Raw genomic sequence first — 19892 nt, 5'->3', positions numbered from 1 at the left:
ACTAGTAGCCGTATTTTTCTTTCCAGCGTGTGCGAAGATACTTTCTTAGTTCTTCTTCACGCGCATTGTTGCCGGGATCGTAAAATTTTGTGCCTTTCAGTTCGTCGGGCAAAAATTCCATGGACACGAAGTTTCCATCGTAGCTATGGGCATATTGATAGCCTTTCCCATAGTCCATATTTTTCATCAGCTTGGTGGGCGCGTTGCGTATGGCGAGCGGCACGGGCAGGTCGCCCGTCTGTTGAATGACCTGCATCGCCTTGTTTATCGCCTCATAGCTGGCGTTGCTTTTGGGTGAACTGGCGAGATAGACCGCGCATTGCGACAGAATGATACGCGCTTCAGGATAGCCAATCACATTCACCGCCTGGAAAGTGTTGGTAGCCATCACCAGGGCCGTGGGGTTGGCGTTGCCGATGTCTTCCGAGGCAAGGATCACCATGCGGCGCGCGATGAACTTCACGTCTTCGCCACCTTCCACCATGCGCGCCAGATAATATACCGCAGCATTCGGGTCGCTGCCGCGGATGGATTTGATGAATGCTGAAATGATATCGTAATGCTGCTCGCCGCTTTTGTCGTAGATGGCGATATGTTTTTGGGCCAACTCCATCACCAGGTCGTCGGTGATGACCACGTCGCCGGAAACAGAGTCGCAGATCAATTCGACCAGGTTCAAGAGTTTGCGGCCATCGCCACCGGAAATATTCAGCAGGGCCTGGTGTTCGCGAACTTCTACTTTGCGTTGCTTCAATTCATCGTCGCGTTGCAAGGCCTGGTTCACCAGCTCCATGAGTTGGTCTTCACCTAACGGCCGAAGGGTATAGACCTGGCATCGCGAAAGCAACGCCGAGTTCACTTCAAACGACGGATTCTCGGTGGTTGCACCAATCAGGGTGATGGTTCCTTTTTCAACAGCCCCCAGCAAGGCGTCCTGCTGGCTTTTATTGAAGCGGTGAATTTCATCGATAAATAAAATAGAACGCGGCGACAGCTTGGCTTTGTCGATGACCTCCCGGATATCTTTTACACCCGAATTGATGGCGCTGAGGGTGTGGAAAGGTTTTTTCACCTCGTTGGCAATAATATTGGCGATGGTGGTCTTGCCCACTCCTGGAGGTCCCCAAAGGATCATGGAGGGGATGCTGCCGGTTTGAATGGCCCTGCGGATCACGCCCGTAGGGCCCGTAAGATGTTCCTGTCCCACCAGCTCATCCAGTTTCCTGGGGCGCATACGCTCGGCAAGGGGCGGTCGTGTGGACGTTAGCATGGCTGGCTATTTTTTGGATTGAACGTAATAACAGTTTCCGTGGTGTTTGCGCCTTCCTGGAAACGAAAACTTCGCCGGAAAATTTACCCGGAAGGACCTTTTTAAAGTTTTGAAATTACGGAAAAGTGGAGAGAGAAAACGAGGGCCTATCCCAAATATTGATGAAGGGTATCGAGCAACAATTTCCGATCCACGGGCTTGGCCAGGTAGTCGCTAAACCCTTCCTGCAGGAATCGCTGTTCGTCTTCGGGTAAGGCATAGGAGGTGACGGCGATGACGGTGATACCGGCGGTGGTAGGGTTGTTTTTTATGGCATGGAGGATCTCCACACCGTTCATTTGGCCATGGCCCAGGTTGATGTCCATCAGGATCATGTCGAACGGCTCGGTGGCGAGCAGGGCCAGGCAGGTCTCGCCGTCGGGCGTGTGACTTACATCGTAGTGCGTGCCGAGCAATTTTTTCATCACCAGGGCATTGATGGCGTCATCCTCGACATACAGGACCTTTTTTTTCATGATTTTTTATAGGATGGTAAAACGATTTCGAACTGGCTGCCCTGGTCCTTTACCGATTGCACGAGGATCTCGCCCCCCAGCAGTTCGATGTACTTGCGTGAGATGGAAAGACCCAGACCCGACCCTTCAAAATGACGGCTGCGGCCAGAACTTTCCTGTTCGAACGAGTTGAAGATCCGCGGCAAAAATTCCTCCGAGATCCCTATGCCCGTATCGCTCACGCGGATGTGGATCTTGGTTTTGATGCGTTCTGTGTAGACCTGAACCTTCCCTTTGCTTGTGAACTTGATGGCGTTCCCCACCACGTTGTTCACCACCTGGTACAACATGGTCTCGTCGGAAAGGCATTGCAACAATTCATGGTAAGGATAGAACGTAAATTGCAGACCCTTGTTCTTCGCCATCGACTCCAGCGAGTTCATGCAGTCGCGCACGAGTTTGTTCACGTCGATCACGTTCAGGGTAAGTTGTCTTCTTTCCGCTTCGATGCGCGAAAGCTCCAGGATGCTGGTGATGGTGTTCAACAAGCGGCGACCACTTTGTTGTTGCAACTGCACATAATGCCGGATCTCTTCATTCTCCGTCTCCATTTCAATCACCTGGCTGATGCCGAGGATGCCGTTGATGGGCGTGCGGATCTCGTGCGACATGTTGGAAAGGAAATTCGTTTTCAAACGGTTCATCTCCTCCGCCAGCTCTTTGGCCTTTTGCAGATCCTCCACCGAGCGGCGGATACTGCTCTTGGCCACTTCGAATGCCCGGTGATAGTGATACACCATGTAGCAGATGATAAAGGTGACGATGAACAACGTGACCATCACTTCCAGGAAGACCAACTGTTGGGGTGTGCGCGACCCCATTTGATATCCCCTGTATTTTCCGAACTGGTGGATAAAGATGGGGATGAAATGCAATGCCGAATAAAAGATGCCCGCTTTGCTCCCCAGCGTATGAAAAGCAAAAATGATATTGCAGATGGCGATCATCGCAATAAAAAATGTGAAGTCATCGAACAGGTAAATGTTGATGACGTCGTTGGCCCACGAGACGAGCACCAGGATGTGGCTGATGACGGTGATGGACCGGACGGCGCGGATATAAAACAACGCCGACGAGAACAGCACGATCAGCACGATGGTTTTGATGAGCTGGTAGTGAAAGCCCTCCGCCAGGTAGACAAAAAAGACAAGCACCATGCAAAGCACGGAAAGCAAGACAATGTTGAACACCAGCCGGATGCTGGCCTGTTTCAGCACGTCCGGCTCGGATCGGAGATAGTCCCCGATAAAATATTCACGAAGAAAATTCATGTCTGTCAATAATACACCAAAGTGCCCTGCACGTTCATGGTGAAGTGGAGTTATACAAGCCTCTACTTCCCGATCTTATCGTAGGAGACGACGATGCCCTTGATGAGCGAGGAACTGAAACCCTGGTGCTCCATTTCATTCAGCCCCGCAATGGTACAGCCTTTGGGTGTGGTCACTTTATCGATCTCTTCTTCCGGATGTCTGTTGAGTTTTAGCAAAAGTTCGGCGGCGCCCTTCACCGTCTGCGCTGCAATCAGGTTGGCGGTCTTCGCGTCGAACCCGATTTGGATACCGCCCTGTGTGGAGGCGCGGATAAATCGCAAGGCATAGGCTATGCCGCAGGCACCCAGCACGGTGGCCGCATCCATCAATTTCTCGTCGATGCTGATGGAGACACCCAACTGGCTGAACAGGTCGGTCACATATTCCACTTGTTCTTCCGATGCGCCCTGTTGGCAGAGACAGGTCACGGATTCTTGTATGGCAATGGCCGTGTTGGGCATGGCCCGGAACAGGGGCACGCCGTTGTCGATGATCTCGGCCAGGTCTTTGATGAGCACGCCCGTGACCACGCTGATGACGATGTGTTTCGACGGTTTGAAATTTTCTTTCAGCCCGCCCAGCACTTCGCGAACGTTGTAGGGCTTGAGGGCCACGATGATCACATCGCTGTCGCGGATGGCCGCAGCATTGTCGTTGGTGATGTTCACGCCCAGCGTCTTCAAGGGTTGCAGCGCTTCGATATTGCGGCGGGTCACGGTAATGTTCCCAGCAGCCACAAACTTGCTTTTGATGAGCCCCTCAGCAATGGCGGCTCCTAAATTTCCACCTCCGATGATGGCGATCTTTGAATTTTTCATTTCCTCTTCTGCGTTACATATCTGTCGATGACATCCCGCCTTCGTTTCATGCGTCGGCGAGAGGGCATGAAAATTAAAATACTTTAACTTGCTATCGTAACTTTCTCCCGGATTTAAATTCAAACCGCATGGATTTCCTCTATAGACCCTGGCCCTGGTATGTCGCCGGCCCCATCATCGGGCTCTCCGTTCCCGCGCTCCTGCTCATGGGCAACAAAAAGCTGGGCGTTTCCTCGACGCTTCGGCAGATCTGTGCGGCTTGCTACCCGGCCAAGATCCCCTTCCTGCACTACGACTGGAAGAAAGACAGCTGGAATCTTTTCCTGGTAGCCGGCATTTTGATCGGTGGCTTCGTTGGCGGAACGCTGTTTGCCAACCCGGAGCCCACCCATCTGGCGCCCGCCACGGTAGATCTGTTGCATCGGCAAGGCATAGAAAATCTTGATGGCCTGATGCCGGTGGAGTTATTTAACTGGCACACGTTACTTTCTGTAAAAGGTTTCCTCCTCATGGTGGTGGGCGGCTTCATGGTTGGCTTTGGCACGCGCTACGCCCGGGGCTGCACGTCGGGCCATGGCATCATGGGACTGGCGGCGTTGCAGTGGTCGTCGCTGTTGGCAACGATGTCGTTCTTTTTGGGTGGCATCTTGTTCAGCTATTTTGTTTTACCCTACGTCCTGGCGCTATGAAGAATTTGAAATATGCGTTGGTGGGGATTGTCTTCGGGCTGGCCCTTACAAAAGGTGAAGCCATTTCGTGGTATCGGATCCAGGAGATGTTTCATTTTCAGAGCTTTCACATGTATGGCATCTTCATGACGGCCGTGCCCGTGGCGGCATTGTCGCTGTGGATCATCCGGAAGCTCCAGCTGCACAGCGCCGACGGTCAGCTGATCGACGCGCCCGTGAAACCGTATCACCGCGGCATCATCCCCGGCGGACTGATCTTTGGTTTTGGATGGGCGTTTACGGGGGCATGCCCGGGACCTTTGTACGCGCAAGTGGGCGCAGGGTACCTGGTGACGATCATTACGTTCGTCTCTGCCCTGGCAGGCACTTGGGTCTATGCCCGGTTGCAACCGTATCTCCCCAGCTAGAAGCGACACGTATCCGCTTTAGCGGATTCAAAAAAAGTCTTAACCTTCGCGCGGCTTTTGTCGTAAGAGGTAGACCACTCACTTCACCACACCCTTTCACATGGAACTGAAGCTACAAACCGGCTACCGGCAAATTCTCGGGATGGCGTTGCCCATCTCGCTGGCCATCTTTGTGCCTCAGATCAACTTCATCACCAACAACATTTTCCTCAGCGGCCTGGGCGAAAAAGAATTGGCGGCCGCCGGCATCACCGGGGTGTTCTATCTCATCTTTGCCGTGATCGGCAACGGGCTCAACAACGGCCTGCAAGCGCTCATCGCGCGCCGTGCCGGACAAAATCTGCCGGAAGAGATCGGACGCTTGTTCTTTCACGGCGTGTGGCTGGCGTTGTTCTTTGCCGCCGCGGGCATCGCGATCACCTATTTGTTTGCCCCGCTCATTCTCACCGCGGTGATTCACGACGCCGACATCTCGTCGATGTCGATTGATTTCCTGCTGAAGCGTATCTGGGGGTTGCCCTTGCTTTATCTCTACGTGATGCGCAACGCCTTGTTGGTGGGCACCAACCAAACGCGGCTACTCGTATGGGGAACGTTGGCAGAGACGGTCACCAACATCTTCCTGGACTATGGTTTCATCTATGGCCATTTCGGGTTGCCGAGGCTGGGTTTTAATGGCGCGGCCTATGCTTCCATCATTGCCGAGGGCACGGGGCTGCTGGTGATCTATGCGGTCATTCATTTCAGGGGCATTCACCGGGCATTTGCCTTTAGCGCGCAGACGGCGTTCGATATGAAGGTCATCAAATTGATCCTGGTGCAATCCTCGCCGCTCATTCTGCAATATGCCATCAGCATTATCAGCTGGGAGTTCTTTTATGTACTCATCGAACACCATGGTCCCGAGGCGCTGGCCATTTCCAACACCATGCGGAACATCTTCGGATTGTCGGGCACTTTTGCGTGGGCGTTTGCTTCTACCACCAACACGATGGTGAGCAACATTATCGGTCAGGGGCGGCAGGATGAGGTGTTGGGATTGATCCGGCGCATCATGGGCATCAGCACTTGCTTTGCGGTGGTGATTAGCCTTTTACTGAACCTGTTTCCCGAGTGGTTCCTGTCGTTTTACAACCAGGGTGATGTCTTTGTGCAACACGCCTTGCCGGTGGTGCGTGTGGTTTCGGTCGCGGTGATCATGATGGGCTTTTCCACGGTATGGCTAAATGCGGTGACGGGAACAGGAAATACGGTGATCAATCTTTCGATTGAGTTTATTACCATCATCGTTTACTGTATCTACATTTTTGTAGTGCTGGAGTATTTGAATTTACCGATTACGTATGGATGGGCTTCGGAGTGGGTGTATTGGGCGTGTTTGTTTAGTATGTCGTTCTTCTATATGAAGTCGGGTAAGTGGAGGGGAAAGAAAATTTAACCGCTTCGCTAAAGCTTCGCCCGCTGAAGCTTTAGCGAAAGCGGGCGGTTCTGCATTTATTTTCGCTTATAAAAATACAGATACACTTTTTTACCCAGCGTGCGCTCGCTGATCGTATAGAATCCAGAACCGTTAGCCGACCAAGTGATGGCCTCGCCCTGAGGCTCCGGATCGTAGTCGACTTCGTTAGGAACTCTGGCCAGGGCCTTCTCAATTGACTCGTCTTGTTTTGCTTTCCAGTAGTAGATGTGTTCGTAGTTCTTCATCAGGATCTCGTCTCCTTTAGAGGAGATGCTGGCGGATACGATCTGTGTGATCGGCAGGGAGATTTTTCGCTGCGCAACTAGCGTATCCGTGGTCGACTGCGGGAAGGGTAGCTCGTACACATACACCGGTTTCTCGCGCTTAGACACGACATAAAGACTCTTGCTCTTCGGATCGATCATCAACGCTTCGGAATCTTTCTGCCCATCGGCCAGGCGGAACGTGATGGTGTCGAGCGCCGTGATCCGGGCGATTTTTTTTGGATTCAGATCGGGCTCTTCAAAACGGTAGATGTATTTGAGGGGATAGATAGCGTCGTTGTCGCCAATGTCGCCCACATAGACATACGACTTTGTCGGGTCGGGTCCGGGGCCTACGGCGATGTCTTCCCAGTCGCGGTTGTAGGCGGGCAGTATGCAGGTGAGCTTCAGGTGAAGGGTTGTATCGACCAGAAAGATCTCCGCTCCATTGCCGCTGTCGTTGTGGGTCCACAACAAGCCGGGATGTTTGCGGCTGGCCACGAGGCCCGACAGCTCGCTCAGTTTCTCGTGGGTGAGTTCGGCCAGGCGCTTGGGTGGCATAAAAGCGTAGGTAGCATTTTGAGTGGGGGTGCGGCTGTGGCAGGAGATCACCAGGATCATCAACACAAAAAGAACATGCTTCATCACGCAATCGCTAAGTAAGGCACGAAGAAAGGAATTTCCCCAGGCAATTCGAAGTACTTTTTGTTAACAAATCATCAGTAATCGTTGCCGGATGCCGGCCACTTCCCCACCCGTGGAACATGCATTGGAATTGTCGCGCCCATGGTCTATTTTCCATACCTAACCTGAGCTGTCATGCGTGCAAAACTTATTCTGTTGTTCGCGGTGGTCCTCGCCACCCAACAATGCTCCTCGCCCCCGGGCGCTTCTGTTCCAAAATTTACGATCTCCTTCACCAAAGAAATGAGCGACCAGGCCCAGGACGGCCGGCTACTGCTGATGCTGGCCAACAACAACGCCTCGGAGCCCCGCACGCAAATTGGCGACGGCCTGAACGCCCAACTCATTTTTGGCGTGGACGTGGAAGGCATGAAGCCCGGCGACGAGATCACGATCGATGCATCGGCCTTCGGATTCCCCAAGCGTAGTCTGGCCGACGTTCCCGGAGGAAAATATTTCGCACAGGCGCTCATCAACCGCTACGAAACCTTTCATCTGAAAACGGGCCACACCGTGAAGCTTCCCCCCGACCAGGGTGAAGGCCAGCAATGGCAAAGCAAACCGGGAAATTTTTATAGCAAGCCCATTGAAGTCAACATCGATCCCGCCAAACCACAAACGGTGAAGCTGGTGATGGATCAAAAGATCGCGCCCATCGAACCACCAAAGGACACGCGCTATATCAAGCACATCAAAATCCAAAGCAAGTTGTTGACGGAGTTCTGGGGCAAGCCCATGTATCTCGGCGCCAACGTGCTCCTTCCCGAAGGCTTTGACGAGCACCCCAACGCGCACTACCCGCTCATGATCTATCACGGCCATTTTCCCGCCGACTTCGGGGGCTTCAGCGAGACCCCGCCCGATCCGAAGATGGACACCACCGACTATGTCGCCCGTTTCGGCATTTATGGTTATAACAAATTCCAGCAACAGGAAGCCTACAACTTCCACCAACAATGGAAAAGCAAAAATTTTCCCCGCTTCCTTATTGTAGAGATCCAACATGCCAATCCATACTACGACGACTCCTATGCCGTGAACTCTGCCAACCTGGGGCCCTATGGCGATGCCATCATGAAAGAGCTTGTGCCGGAGATCGAAAAACAATTCCGTGGCATTGGCCAGGGGTGGGCGCGTTTCACCTACGGGGGGTCTACTGGCGGCTGGGAAGCGCTGGCCGTGCAAATGTTCTACCCCGACGATTTCAACGGCTGCTTTGCGGCGTGCCCCGACCCCATCGACTTCCGTGCCTACTGCCTGGTGAACATCTACAAAGACAAGAACGCCTATTGGTATGACGCGCCCTTCAAGAAATTGCCAAAACCCTCTCACCGGAACTACCTCGGCCAGATCCAATCGACCATGGAAGAAAGCAACCACCTGGAGCTGGCCCTCGGCACCAAGTCGCGGTCCGGGCAGCAGTGGGACATTTGGGAGGCGGTGTATTCACCTCAGGGAGAAGACGGCTATCCGAAACGCATCTTCGACAAATTGACCGGCGAGATCGATCCGGAGGTGGCAGCTTACTGGAAAGAGCACTACGATCTTCGCTATATTCTGCAACGCGATTGGGCTACGCTGGGTCCCAAACTGAAAGGAAAGATCCATATCTACTGTGGTGATATGGACAACTATTATCTCAACAACGCTGTCTACCTCATGGAGGATTTCCTCAAGAAGACCAACAACCCTTTCTACAACGGCGAGGTGGACTATGGCGACCGCGCCGAACATTGCTGGAACGGCGACCACGAAAATCCCAACTACGTTTCACGCCTTCGCTACAACACCATGTACCTGCCAAAAATATTGAAGCGCATCCAGGAAAGCGCACCCAAAGGCGCCGACACAAAGAGTTGGCGCTATTAAAAAACACGAAAGCCGGCTACAAGGCCGGCTTTCTTATTTCATATATAAAGGATTTCAGGGATTGGCAAAGACGATTTGCCAGCTTAATGAAGCGGGCGCGTATCCCATTTTTAAGGCATGGTCATTCCAAAAAGGCCGGTGTAAAGCCCAACCATGATGGCTACAACAATCCCAAGGATCAATAAAATTCTGCGTTTTGTAAACATGTGCACGAGGGTCATAATTTCTAGACACGAAAAGTAGTGGAAAGGTTGGAGCCCACCCACAAATTTTCAATGACCCGTCCATTCCGACAACTGAACCGCCGAAAGTGTATGCTGAGGTGAAATGCCCGGCACCACGCGCACACGCGCTTAACAACTCATTAACAATTATTTTGTCGAGTAACCCTTGTTGATACCTTTTTCCACGGCGGGTATTCCTTTGCGCATCCACTCGGGCATGGGTGCGCCTTTCAGGTAGTGATCGAAGAACTGGCCCATCCGGATCTGGAAGTCGATGCGGTTTTCGCGTTTCACGGGCCAGTGGGGTTCGCCGTTGTAGTTGAGCATCCAGGCCGGCTTGTTGAGACGGCGCAGGGCCATGTACATTTCAATTCCCTGGTACCAGGGCACGTGGCCGTCGGCGTCGTTGTGCAGCAGCAACAGGGGTGTTTCGATCTTGTCGGCAAAAAAGATGGGTGAGTTTTCCACGTAGAGCAGCGGCTTCTCCCATAGAGTGGCGCCCAAGCGGCTTTGTGAATGTTCATACTGAAACATCCGGCTCAAGCCCGTCTCCCAACGGATGCCGCCATACGCACTCACCATGTTCGACACCACGGCTCCGGCCTCGGCGGCTTTGAAGAAGTTGGTGCGCGTGACGAGATAGGCCGTTTGATAGCCACCCCAGCTGTGACCTTGCAGGCCCACATTTTTTTCATCCACAAAACCCAGCGAAAGCAATTTTGTGACGCCAGGCATAATGCAGTTGTACGCGCTCTGGCCGGGATAGCCAATGCGGTAAACAATGTCGGGGACGAAAATGATGTAGTCGTTGCTCACATACATCGACCGGTTCACCGACGAGCGCAGCGGCTCCGGTGCCACATAGGTATGGATGCCGTCGCTGTTTTTTTCGTAGTAGTACACGATCATGGGATATTTCTTCGACGCGTCGAAATTGTCAGGCTTGTACAGGAGCCCTTTCAGCGGAACGTTGTCCAGCGAAACCCAGTCCACGATCTCCACCGTGCCCCACTTGTATTGTTTCATCTGGGGGTTGGCATCCGACAGTTTTTTGGTCGACGATGCCGTAAGGTTCACATCCGAAGTCCAAACGTCGGGGAATTCGCGAAAATTTTCGCGCGTAAAAATGAGCTTGTCTGCGTTCTTAGCTTTTGTGGTAACGGCGTAGCGATGGTCGCTCATCAACAATTTGGTGAGCTTGTTGTCTTTCAGCGAAAGCTTGTAGTAGCCGGATTGCTTTGTGTCCTCGTTGAAAGCCGACAACAGCAGTTCCTTCGCCGGGTCGATGAAGCGCTCTTCCGGATCCAGGCGAATGTAGCGGAAGACCAGCTTTTGTTGCCGTCCGAGCTTAGTGATATTGACGGGGGCGATCTTATTTTCGGGGTCAAGCGACCAAATGTCATAGCGGTCGTACACCAGCAGCGCGGCATCGTTGGCGGTCCAACCGAGAATGCCGTAAGCCGGAGAATAGTCGGGCGTGTCGTTTTCTTCGTCGGCAAAAGAGGTCTTCAGCGATTTCGTGAGGGCCACTGTCTTTTGCGTGGCGACAGAATAACTATACCACGTTGTATCCTCGAGGTTAAACCAATAAACATATTTCGCTTTCGCGGAAAGATTTGGATTCCCCTTGACTTTTGAGATTACAGGTTGACGCGCGCCGTTACTAAGGTTCAACACATAAGCATCGCTGAACCCGGAGGGATCATAAAAATCGGACCACCGATAGTTGATGTCGGATGTGGCCAGGACGATGTTGGCGTTGCCTTCATCGGCTACCGCTATGGTGGGGATGTCTTTGTTGGCCAGCACGACCAGCTTTTTATCTTGAAGGTGCACCACCGCCGCGAAGGCTTGTTTGCGCGTGGCCTCGAGTTGTTTATTTTGTTGCGTATACAACACACTGTCGCGGGCGCTCCAGATCTCGACGCTCACAATTTCCTCCGGGAGCAAGGTGGTGTCTTGCACTACCGGTTGGGGGTTCACGCCGAGATAAAGTTTTGTTCCGTCTTTTGAAAAATAGGGAGTGCTGTGTTCGCTTACGATCCATTTGGCGGGAAGCGATGCCGATGTCTCGTCGGCCAGAATGCCGGCTTTGGGTTCGCCGGTTTTCCAGGAGTAAAGTTTCGGATAGCGCAGCGGCGCCTTCGTCGTGTCCAGGTCGACGACAAAGGCAACTTGTGTTCCGTCTTCGTTTATCGAAAGGTTTTTGAATTTCTGTTTGCTCTTTCCTTCCAGCAATGCGGTCAGCTTCTCTTCTTTTAAATCGAACCAATAAACCCCCGCCTTCATGCTGCTGTCGTTGCCGGTGGTGGTCAGGAGCAGGCCCTGGCCATATTTGGCGAGCGCATACTCTTTTACAAAGCCAAATGAAAATTCCTTGCCATCGGCAAGCCGTTTGAGCTTCAGCGTGTAGCCGTTGGTGTCGTTGTTCTTTTTGACAGGTTTGGGTTTTACTTCTTTCTTTTTAAGGGTGTCGGGCAGGGTCTTTGGTTTTTCGTCCGGCTTTTTGTCTTCGGGTTTGGGCTTTACATCTTTTTTGGGTTCGAGCTGGTAGGCGATCCATCCCCCCACCTTCTCCGGAATTTTATAGGACCTCACTTCCGCGATCTTCTCCGTCTTCCGGGAAGCAAACGAATAAACACCCAACGAGTCTTTCGGCAGGTCTTCCTTTTTCTTTTTCTGACGACGCAATTCTTTTACTTGTTGAAGCGGCGGCTTGATCTTGAATACGGCATATCTACTGTCGGCCGTCAGGTTTATTTCGGCAGCGCGGCGAACAGAGTCCTGCGCATTGGTTTTCAGATGATAGAACACCACCTTGCCGTCGCCGTCCTGCGGATTTATGGTGAACGCCACCACACCGCCATCGGGGCTGATGGCTTTGTAGGGGATCTCCTTCCAGATCGCAAAGGCCTCGGCCGTGAGTGCTTTCTTGGGTTGGGCAACGGATTTTTTTTGTGCCGACAGTGGCAAGCAGGCCACCAGGAGAAGCGCTGCCGTAAACAGTTTATTCATGTGTGATAATTTTTTGGAGCCGGAGCCGTGCGTGTTCACAGCCCCGTGATGCATAACGTCCATTTAAATTTTATACAAAAGCGCTCTGTCCTGTAATGGCCCGGCCAACGATGAGGGTGTTGATCTCTTTTGTTCCTTCGTAAGAATAGATCGCCTCCGCATCGGCCACAAAACGGGCGATGTCATTTTCAATCAGAATACCGTTGCCCCCAAACAGTTCGCGGGCGTGGCTCACAATGTCGCGGGTGCGCAAGGTGCAAAATACTTTTGCGAGCGACGCATGCTCGTCGGTGAGCCGGCCGCTGTCCTGCAACTGAGAGAGGCGGCACACCATGGTTTGCATGGCCGTGAGGTTGCTCAGCATCATCACCAAAAGATCCTGCACCATCTGGAAGCTGCTGATGGTCCGGCCAAATTGTTTGCGCTCGTTCGTATAGCGCAGCGCGCTTTCATAGGCCCCGCGACCACAACCCACGGCTTGCCACGCCACGCCGGCGCGGGTCATGCGCAACACTTTGGCCGTATCCTTAAAGCCATTCGCCTCCTGCAGGCGGTTGTATTCGGGCACCTCGCAGTTGGTCAATGTGATCAGTGCATTTTGCACGATCCGCAATGCCATCTTCCCTTTGATCTTTTCGGCTTTAAAACCCGGTGAGTCTTTTTCTACGATGAAGCCTTTCACATTGCCATCGTCCAGGTCGCGTGCCCAGATGATGATGACGTCGGCAAACGTGGCGTTGCCGATCCATTTTTTTTGTCCGTTGATGATCCACTTATCGCCATTGCGTTTACAGGTGCACGTAAGTCCGCCGGCCGCACCACTGCCCACTTCGGGTTCCGTGAGGCCAAACGCGCCGATAAGCTCCATGCGTTGCATGGGGGGCAACCATTTTTGTTTCTGCTCTTCCGATCCACAATAGTATATGGAACCCATCGCCAACCCGCTCTGCACACCAAAGAAAGTGGACACCGAGCAATCCACCCGCGCCATCTCCATGGCCAGGAAGCCTTCCAGCAACGACGACTTTCCGGGGCAACCATAGCCTTGATAGGTGAGCCCACAAATGTTGAGCTTGGCCAATTCCGGGATGATCTGGTGTGGGAATTCATCTTTCAGCCAATACGAATTCACGATCGGCCGGATTTCTTTCTGCATAAACTCACGCACCTGCATGACGATGGCCTGTTCATCTGGCTTCAAGAGATCGTGCAAATCGTAGAAGTCGCCATCAATTTCGGGGAACTCGTGTTTCTTCTTTCCGCCCTCCATGAATTTGATCAGCTTCTGCAGATCTTCTTCTTTCATACTGCTCACCAACCCCACCATTTTGTTGAGGTCTACTTTTTGCGAGAGTTTCCCGATCTTATCCAGGTCGAGCGTCTGCAAAAGGCCCAGGGTCGATTTGAATTTCTTGATGATAGACATAGTGGAAGCGGTTAAGGTTTGAAGGACGTATGCAGGGACATTAGGTTACTTCAGCAATTTGTCGAATGTGTTGGTCGCCACGAAGTGATAGTTCGGACGCGCCTTCCGATAGATGGCTTGCGCTTTTTTCTTGCCTTCCGGCGTCTTCACCAACTCGTTGTACAGCGGGCTCAGGAATTTACGACGGCCATTGTGGACCAGGAAGTCCTCCAGTTTTGTCTCCGCAGGCGTGTAGCCGAAGCGTATGGTCTTGACCAGCCAGGCAGTAACAATTTCAGAATTGCCCGAGGCCGTGAAGTGACCAAACGTATCGAGCGCCTTCAATTGTGCCGGTGACAACTTGTCGGGTAGATTTTTGATAAAGTGAAGCCACTCGTGCGTACTCCAGGCCTTGGCCACTGCGTCATCGGTTTTTCCGGTGGCTTTCCATTGGGCCAGGAAGGCGTCCACTTTCGCGAAGCGGTCCGACACGGGCACGGGGCAATTTTGAGGCAAGCCTTCGGTAAAGATCCAGGCGGTGAAGTTTGCGTCGTCTAACGCGATCGAGAATTTGTCTTTATAATAGGTTTTGATATAGCGTATAAAGCCATCGGTGTTCACGCCGTGAAAGGCATTCGCCGTGAAGTAATCTTTCAGGAAGGCGTCGAACTTGTCGCGGCCATATTGTTCTTCGATCGACCTCAAAAAGAAATAGCCTTTATTATACGCGATGTCGGTCATGCCGTCGTCGGGATTGCGCCCCTCGAGGTCCAGTTTCAGTTTGGTGTCGCCATACAGGTTGTCGGCTTTCAATGCAGCGATGGTCTCCTTCAATTCCTGAAGCGACAACATGGCCAGCATTTCGGAGTAGTCCTTGCCATACAGCTTCTCCATGATCCGGTGTTCGAAATAGACGGTGAAGCCTTCGTTGAGCCAGAAGTCGTTCCAGGTGGCGTTGGTCACCAGGTTGCCCGACCAGCTGTGGGCGAGCTCGTGCGCGATGAGTGAAGTGAGCGAACGATCGCCGGCCAGTATGGTGGGCGTTGCAAACGTGAGTCGCGGATTTTCCATTCCACCAAACGGGAAGCTGGGTGGCAGAACGATCACATCGTAGCGTTCCCACGGATAAGCGCCGTACAACTCTTCTGCCCCTGCAATCATTTTCTCCATATCTACCAGTTCCCACGTGGCGGTGTCTACCACCGAGGGTTCAGCATAAACACCACTGCGGGCGCTGACCGGTTTGAAGGCTATATCCCCCACTGCCAACGCCAACAGGTAGGACGGTATGGGTTGTTTCATTTCAAAATGGTAGGTGCCGCTCGCATTCTTTTGTTGTGGATTGGAAGCGCTCATGAGCGCCAAAAGTTGTTTGGGCACGGTGACGTCGGCCTCGTAGGTGAACCGGACACTGGGCGAATCCTGACACGGCACCCAGCTCCTGGCCAGGATCGCTTCCGACTGTGTGAACAAAAAAGGCTCGTGTTTGCCCGCGGTCTGTGCCGGCGAAAGCCACTGCAACGCTTCTGCTCCGGGTGCGGTTTGATAGGTGATGTTCACCGTCTTCACACCGGGCCGAAGGAGAACGGCCAGCGGCTTCCCTAACAAACTGTCAGGGTTGCCTAATTTGAAGTCGGCTGGCTTGCCGTCGTCAAAGGTCACGCTATCGATGGTCAGATCCTTGGTGTCGAAGATGATGACGTCGGCGTCGGGTTGGGTTTTGATCTGCCAGCTGGCGGTGGCTTTGATGGTCTTGGTGTCGAAATCGACAGTGGCTTTCCATTTCAGATGCGTCACGGTGGCGGTGCCGGGAACAGAAAAAGTGTGCGGGTCTTGTATGGTCATAACTTCGGTCGGCTTTTCAGCGGGAGAACATCCGTAAATGATCACGGCGATCAGGGATAAACATACTGCAAGATTCTTCATAGGTCAAATACTATTCATCCAAAGTACGCCCGCGCAGGTCTGTTAACCAAGAACATTATGATAAAGGGCTTCTGTAATCTTCACCGAAAGCTTACCTTTATCATCCTACCCAAAAACCCCAATGTTATGAAAACCACCAAAATTGTACTCACCGTCGTTGCCCTTGTGGTGATGGCCAGTGTGCTGGTATCCTTTAATCGCGCCGAAAACAAGCGCGTCGCCCTGGAACAGATGACGCAAAATGTAGCGGACTGGGAACGTGCCAAGGCCTATACAAAATCTTACCTGGATGCTTCCACCGACGCTTCCATCAACTTCAAACCCACCGGCGAGATGCGCAGCTTCCGGCAACAAATGCTTCACCTCGCGGAAGCTAACTATGGCCTGTCCTCTGCCGCCGCCGGCAAACAAAGTCCCGTCGCCTTTGGCTCGATGGAACAATCCGACAAATACAAAACCAAAGCCGAACTGACCACCGCGGTGATGGACAGCTATGACTACGTGATCGGCATCGCCAAAGGCATGAACGACGCCACGGGTGGCGAAATGGTGAAAGTCTTCAACATGGACATGACGCGCCAGGTGGCGTTGGCCAAGACCTTCGAACACCAAACCCACCATCGCGGACAAACCACCGTCTATCTCCGGTTGAGCAACATCAAACCCCCGGAAGAAAAATTGTTCTGATCGGATATCAAAAAAAAGAGGCTTCCACAGCGGAAGCCTCTTTTTTTTACACAAGTCAGCCGGTCTATTTACCCGCTTCTATACTTTCGTTCCATTCATACACCTTATCGGAGATCTCGATCAGCAGATTGGGGTTTTTTTCCAGCGCATTGCCGATCACGATCATGTCGGCACCGGCCTCCAAAGCGTTGAACGCTTTTTGACTGGTGTTGATGCCACCCCCCACAATAAGGGGTACGCTCACCGACTTGCGCACGGTGGCGATCATTTTGGCGCTGATCTCTTTTTCCGCGCCACTGCCGGCATCTAGATAAATGGATTGAAGCCCCAGCATCTCCCCGGCCAGCGCTGTGCAAGCGGCCAGTGAATATTTGTCGTCGGGGATCGGCATCGTGTTGCTGATGTAGGCCACCGAGGTGATGCGACCCGAGTTGATGAGGATGTAGCCCGTGGGAATAACTTCCAGTTTCGTATTGCGGATGATGGGGGCGGCCACCACATGCTGGCCGATCAACAGCTCGGGGTTGCGGCCCGAGATGAGCGATAGAAACAACAACGCATCGGCTGTGGGCTCCACTTGCATGGAGTTACCCGGGAAGAGCACCACGGGGATGGTCACATTTTCTTTGATCACTTTCACCACCTCCGCCAGGTTGGATGTGGTGACCAGACTTCCGCCTACGAAGAAAAAGTCGATGCAGTTTTCGCTGGCCAGGTTCACGAGTTGCATCAGCCGTGCGGGGTCTTCGGCCTTGTCGGGGTCGACCAATACGGCGATGGATTTTTTGCCCAGCGCATGCCGGTCGCGCAGGGTTTTAAGGACGCTCATTGCTTTTCTTCTTCTTTCTTTTCGAATTGACCCTGGAGAAACTCCGAAAGTTTTTCCTTGGCCAGGCCCAGCAGGAATACGGTGGCCTGGCTGGCGATGGCCTGCCCCACCTGCGACACAATGCCGGGAGCAAAGGATTCTTCCTCTTCCACCTCGACAGCGTCTGCGGGAGCAGCCTGCACCACTTTCAATTTTTGTGATTTTACTTTTTTACGTTTTTTGGAAGGGCCAGAGAACTGACGCACCAGCACGTAGGCGGCCGCCAGTGTTCCACCGATGATGAGGGCGTTGGTGATGATCCGTTCCGTCTTGGCAGAGATCAACCGCACTTCATCTTCCAGATCCTGCCGGTGCTTGGCAGACTTCTTTAACAGTTCCAATTTCGGGTCGTTCGATTCCAGCAACTCCATACGCGCTACTTTTTCTTTTTCTTCATGATTTCGCCAAGCTGTTTTTCCAGCGTCTCGCGGATGCCCTCGCGCATCAACACAAGCAAAACGCCCACCAGCAAATAGAAGCCCGCCACGATGGCAAAGCCTACGGATGCACCAAGGGATTCGCCGATCTTGAAGGCCACGGCCATGCTTATCAGCATAATAAACAAAGTGAACACGGCCATCAAAAGTCCCAGGATCAACACACGTGCCATGGCCTTGGCCACCTCTTCCTTGATCTCCAGTTTCATCAACTCGATGCGGGTCTCCACGAAGCCGGTGAGGTGTTCGATGAGGGTATCCAGTTTCAGAAATTTCAGTATTGAATCTTTCAGCACGGCTCTGTAAATGTGATCATGCAATATAAAGAGAAGATCACTCCATCCCAAACCGGGTGAGCTTTTCAGCCACGAGCGGGGCCTTTCCGGGGGTCAGGATCTCGTGCTGCAACAGGATCTTATAGGTGGCATTCATGTAATAGCGGTGGGCAACGGAATCGATGGCGTGCTCATAGTTGACCTGTGCCACAAACACCGAGTCGAACGACTGCCCGGCTACTTCCATTTTGGGGAGGATCTGCACGATACAGGTTTTGAACTTCCCCTTCTCGTCTTCGCCATCCCAACAGAAACCTGGCCGGCTGAAACGGAACATTTGTTTGCCCACCAGCAAGGTGTTGTTCTTCACCGTCATGGGATAAATAAAGGCGGGCTCGGCTCCTGGCTCATCGCTGTTATATTTTGTCCATTCACCCGTTTGTGTGCGCACGTTGGTGCGGATCACCACACGGTAGGGAGCGGTCTCACCCGTAGCAGTGGTCTCCGCATAGTCCAGGTCCAGGGTCTTGATCGAGTCGCGGTTGAAATAAATCAGGGTGAAGGGCACAAAGAAGAACGTCACCAGGATGTAGACGAAACCGACCAGCCGGTATTTCAGTGCAAGCTTTCCCAATCCCTCCGCCAGGGCCATCGGCAACCGGCGCATCACCGGCACGGGGAAGAACAACAACACGCCGATAAAATTAAAAAGGAAGTGCGCGATCGCGATGCTGATGGCCGGCGCCGTGTTGGCGTTTAACGTGGCCGCGATAAACGCGGTGATGGTAGTGCCCACGTTGGCGCCCATGATGAAGGGCGCTGCTTGCTTGAGGTTGGCGATCTTCTTGGCCACGATGGGCACCACCACCGATGTGGTGATCGTGCTGGAGCGGATGGCCGCCGTTGTCAGCAAGCCCCATAAAAAAGATTTAAACTGGTTCTTAAAAAAGAAGCGGCCAAATTGCTCCGGCGACTTTGCCTTGAGCAAATTGGAGATCAGCCTGCGAAAGATCAGGATGGATGAAAACAAAAGGACCAGTGCCGTGAAGGCCAGGAAAAATGGGCTCGGCACCTCCCGGATCAAAAAGTCAATGACGGGACTAAAGCCCACCCAAAAATGCGAGATCTTGTTTTGCACCGGCGCGGCCACGGGACTGAAAAAGAAACTGGTGATCCAGGCCGAAAGTGATGACAGAAATCCATAATAATATTCCAGCGGGAAGAGCACCGTGGCGGTGAGGATATTAAAGAAGTCGTGATACGTGCCGGCCGCAACGGCGCGGCGAAATTCTTTTTTCTTGTTTATAAAACTCAGCGACACGAGGGTGCTGGTGATCGTGGTGCCGATGTTGGCGCCCATGATGATGGGGATGGCGCTCTGCAGCGTGATCGACCCCGAGGCCACCAGCGCCACCACCAGCGAGGTGGTCGTGGAGCTGCTCTGCAACATGGCGGTGATGAGCAACCCGATGAACAATCCCGTAAACGGATTTGATGTGGCCAGCAAGATGGTCTCAGCCACATTTTTTCCCATGTGTTGCAGCGACGACGTCATCAGGTCGAGGGCAAACAAGAACAACACGAAGGCCCCGGCAATGGCCAGCACGATGCGGACGTTACTCCAGGCGTTGTGATTCGCGTTCAGGTTCGACTCGGTGTGTGGGACGGGTTCCAACTTCTTTAATGTGCGCTAAAAATACCTTTAAAATTCACAGGCCCTCCTGGATTA

The 19892-nt window shown here is 52.9% G+C and carries 17 protein-coding genes; 5 read left to right on the top strand and 12 right to left on the bottom strand.

The features are described from left to right. Position 1: 1 nt before the first annotated feature. From BUB30_RS33730 to proC, 4 genes are all read right to left on the bottom strand, one after another. Positions 2-1270, bottom strand: a complete 1269-nt coding sequence (locus BUB30_RS33730) for a replication-associated recombination protein A (protein ID WP_073143305.1) — start codon at positions 1268-1270, stop codon at positions 2-4. Positions 1271-1416: 146 nt separating this feature from the next. After that, positions 1417-1785 carry a response regulator gene (locus tag BUB30_RS33725; protein WP_073143303.1) on the bottom strand — a complete coding sequence of 123 codons (369 nt, stop codon included), beginning with the start codon at positions 1783-1785 and terminating at the stop codon, positions 1417-1419. Further along, a complete protein-coding gene (locus tag BUB30_RS33720) occupies positions 1782-3095 on the bottom strand; it encodes a sensor histidine kinase (RefSeq protein WP_073143301.1) in 1314 nt (437 codons plus the stop codon). The genes BUB30_RS33725 and BUB30_RS33720 overlap by 4 nt, the downstream gene beginning before the upstream one ends. A 62-nt stretch (positions 3096-3157) precedes the next feature. Next, positions 3158-3955, bottom strand: coding sequence for a pyrroline-5-carboxylate reductase (gene proC / locus BUB30_RS33715; protein ID WP_073143299.1), 798 nt, complete (start codon positions 3953-3955; stop codon positions 3158-3160). A gap of 128 nt (positions 3956-4083) precedes the next feature. Between proC and BUB30_RS33710 the strand changes: the two genes are divergently transcribed. The 3 genes from BUB30_RS33710 (at position 4084) to BUB30_RS33700 (ending at position 6489) form a co-directional block, all read left to right on the top strand. Further along, positions 4084-4644 carry a YeeE/YedE family protein gene (locus BUB30_RS33710; RefSeq protein WP_073143298.1) on the top strand — a complete coding sequence of 187 codons (561 nt, stop codon included), beginning with the start codon at positions 4084-4086 and terminating at the stop codon, positions 4642-4644. Further along, on the top strand, positions 4641-5051 hold the full coding sequence (locus tag BUB30_RS33705; RefSeq protein ID WP_073143296.1) for a DUF6691 family protein: 411 nt from the start codon (positions 4641-4643) through the stop codon (positions 5049-5051). Before BUB30_RS33710 ends, BUB30_RS33705 begins: the two co-directional genes overlap by 4 nt. A 100-nt stretch (positions 5052-5151) precedes the next feature. Further along, complete coding sequence (locus BUB30_RS33700) at positions 5152-6489, top strand: MATE family efflux transporter (RefSeq protein ID WP_073143294.1); 1338 nt, start codon at positions 5152-5154, stop codon at positions 6487-6489. A 56-nt stretch (positions 6490-6545) separates the two neighbouring features. Here the strand turns inward: BUB30_RS33700 and BUB30_RS33695 are convergent, their stop codons facing one another. Beyond that, positions 6546-7418, bottom strand: a complete 873-nt coding sequence (locus BUB30_RS33695; protein ID WP_073143292.1) for a hypothetical protein — start codon at positions 7416-7418, stop codon at positions 6546-6548. A 174-nt stretch (positions 7419-7592) separates the two neighbouring features. Between BUB30_RS33695 and BUB30_RS33690 the strand changes: the two genes are divergently transcribed. Beyond that, positions 7593-9326, top strand: coding sequence for an alpha/beta hydrolase (locus BUB30_RS33690; protein WP_073143291.1), 1734 nt, complete (start codon positions 7593-7595; stop codon positions 9324-9326). Between the two features lie 371 nt (positions 9327-9697). On the opposite strand, the gene BUB30_RS33685 is transcribed toward BUB30_RS33690, so the two are convergent. The 3 genes from BUB30_RS33685 to BUB30_RS33675 all read right to left on the bottom strand — a co-directional run bounded on the left by BUB30_RS33685 (position 9698) and on the right by BUB30_RS33675 (position 15896). Beyond that, a complete protein-coding gene (locus BUB30_RS33685; RefSeq protein WP_073143494.1) occupies positions 9698-12565 on the bottom strand; it encodes an alpha/beta hydrolase family protein in 2868 nt (955 codons plus the stop codon). Between the two features lie 70 nt (positions 12566-12635). Further along, on the bottom strand, positions 12636-13991 hold the full coding sequence (locus tag BUB30_RS33680; RefSeq protein ID WP_073143289.1) for an acyl-CoA dehydrogenase family protein: 1356 nt from the start codon (positions 13989-13991) through the stop codon (positions 12636-12638). Between the two features lie 45 nt (positions 13992-14036). Further along, on the bottom strand, positions 14037-15896 hold the full coding sequence (locus BUB30_RS33675) for a M1 family metallopeptidase (RefSeq protein WP_073143287.1): 1860 nt from the start codon (positions 15894-15896) through the stop codon (positions 14037-14039). Between the two features lie 126 nt (positions 15897-16022). Here BUB30_RS33675 and BUB30_RS33670 point away from each other — a divergent pair, with 126 nt between their 5' ends. After that, positions 16023-16583: a DinB family protein gene (locus BUB30_RS33670; protein ID WP_073143285.1), complete on the top strand. Its 561-nt coding sequence runs from the start codon at positions 16023-16025 to the stop codon at positions 16581-16583. A 64-nt stretch (positions 16584-16647) separates the two neighbouring features. Here the strand turns inward: BUB30_RS33670 and BUB30_RS33665 are convergent, their stop codons facing one another. Genes BUB30_RS33665 through BUB30_RS33650 form a run of 4 tightly spaced genes read right to left on the bottom strand, consistent with a single transcriptional unit; the run spans position 16648 to position 19838 of the window. Continuing rightward, positions 16648-17412, bottom strand: a complete 765-nt coding sequence (locus tag BUB30_RS33665) for a phosphoglycerol geranylgeranyltransferase (RefSeq protein WP_073143283.1) — start codon at positions 17410-17412, stop codon at positions 16648-16650. Beyond that, positions 17409-17822, bottom strand: a complete 414-nt coding sequence (locus BUB30_RS33660) for a hypothetical protein (RefSeq protein ID WP_073143282.1) — start codon at positions 17820-17822, stop codon at positions 17409-17411. Before BUB30_RS33660 ends, BUB30_RS33665 begins: the two co-directional genes overlap by 4 nt. Positions 17823-17827: 5 nt before the next feature. After that, on the bottom strand, positions 17828-18184 hold the full coding sequence (locus BUB30_RS33655) for a phage holin family protein (protein WP_073143280.1): 357 nt from the start codon (positions 18182-18184) through the stop codon (positions 17828-17830). 37 nt (positions 18185-18221) lie between these two features. After that, positions 18222-19838 (bottom strand): Na/Pi symporter, encoded by a 1617-nt coding sequence (locus BUB30_RS33650; RefSeq protein ID WP_073143277.1) that lies wholly within the window; start codon positions 19836-19838, stop codon positions 18222-18224. Positions 19839-19892: the final 54 nt, after the last annotated feature.

This window comes from Chryseolinea serpens (assembly GCF_900129725.1).
Taxonomy (GTDB): Bacteria; Bacteroidota; Bacteroidia; order Cytophagales; family Cyclobacteriaceae; genus Chryseolinea; species Chryseolinea serpens.
Note: the sequence above shows the minus strand (reverse complement) of the source record. Positions and strands in the feature narration are given on the sequence as shown.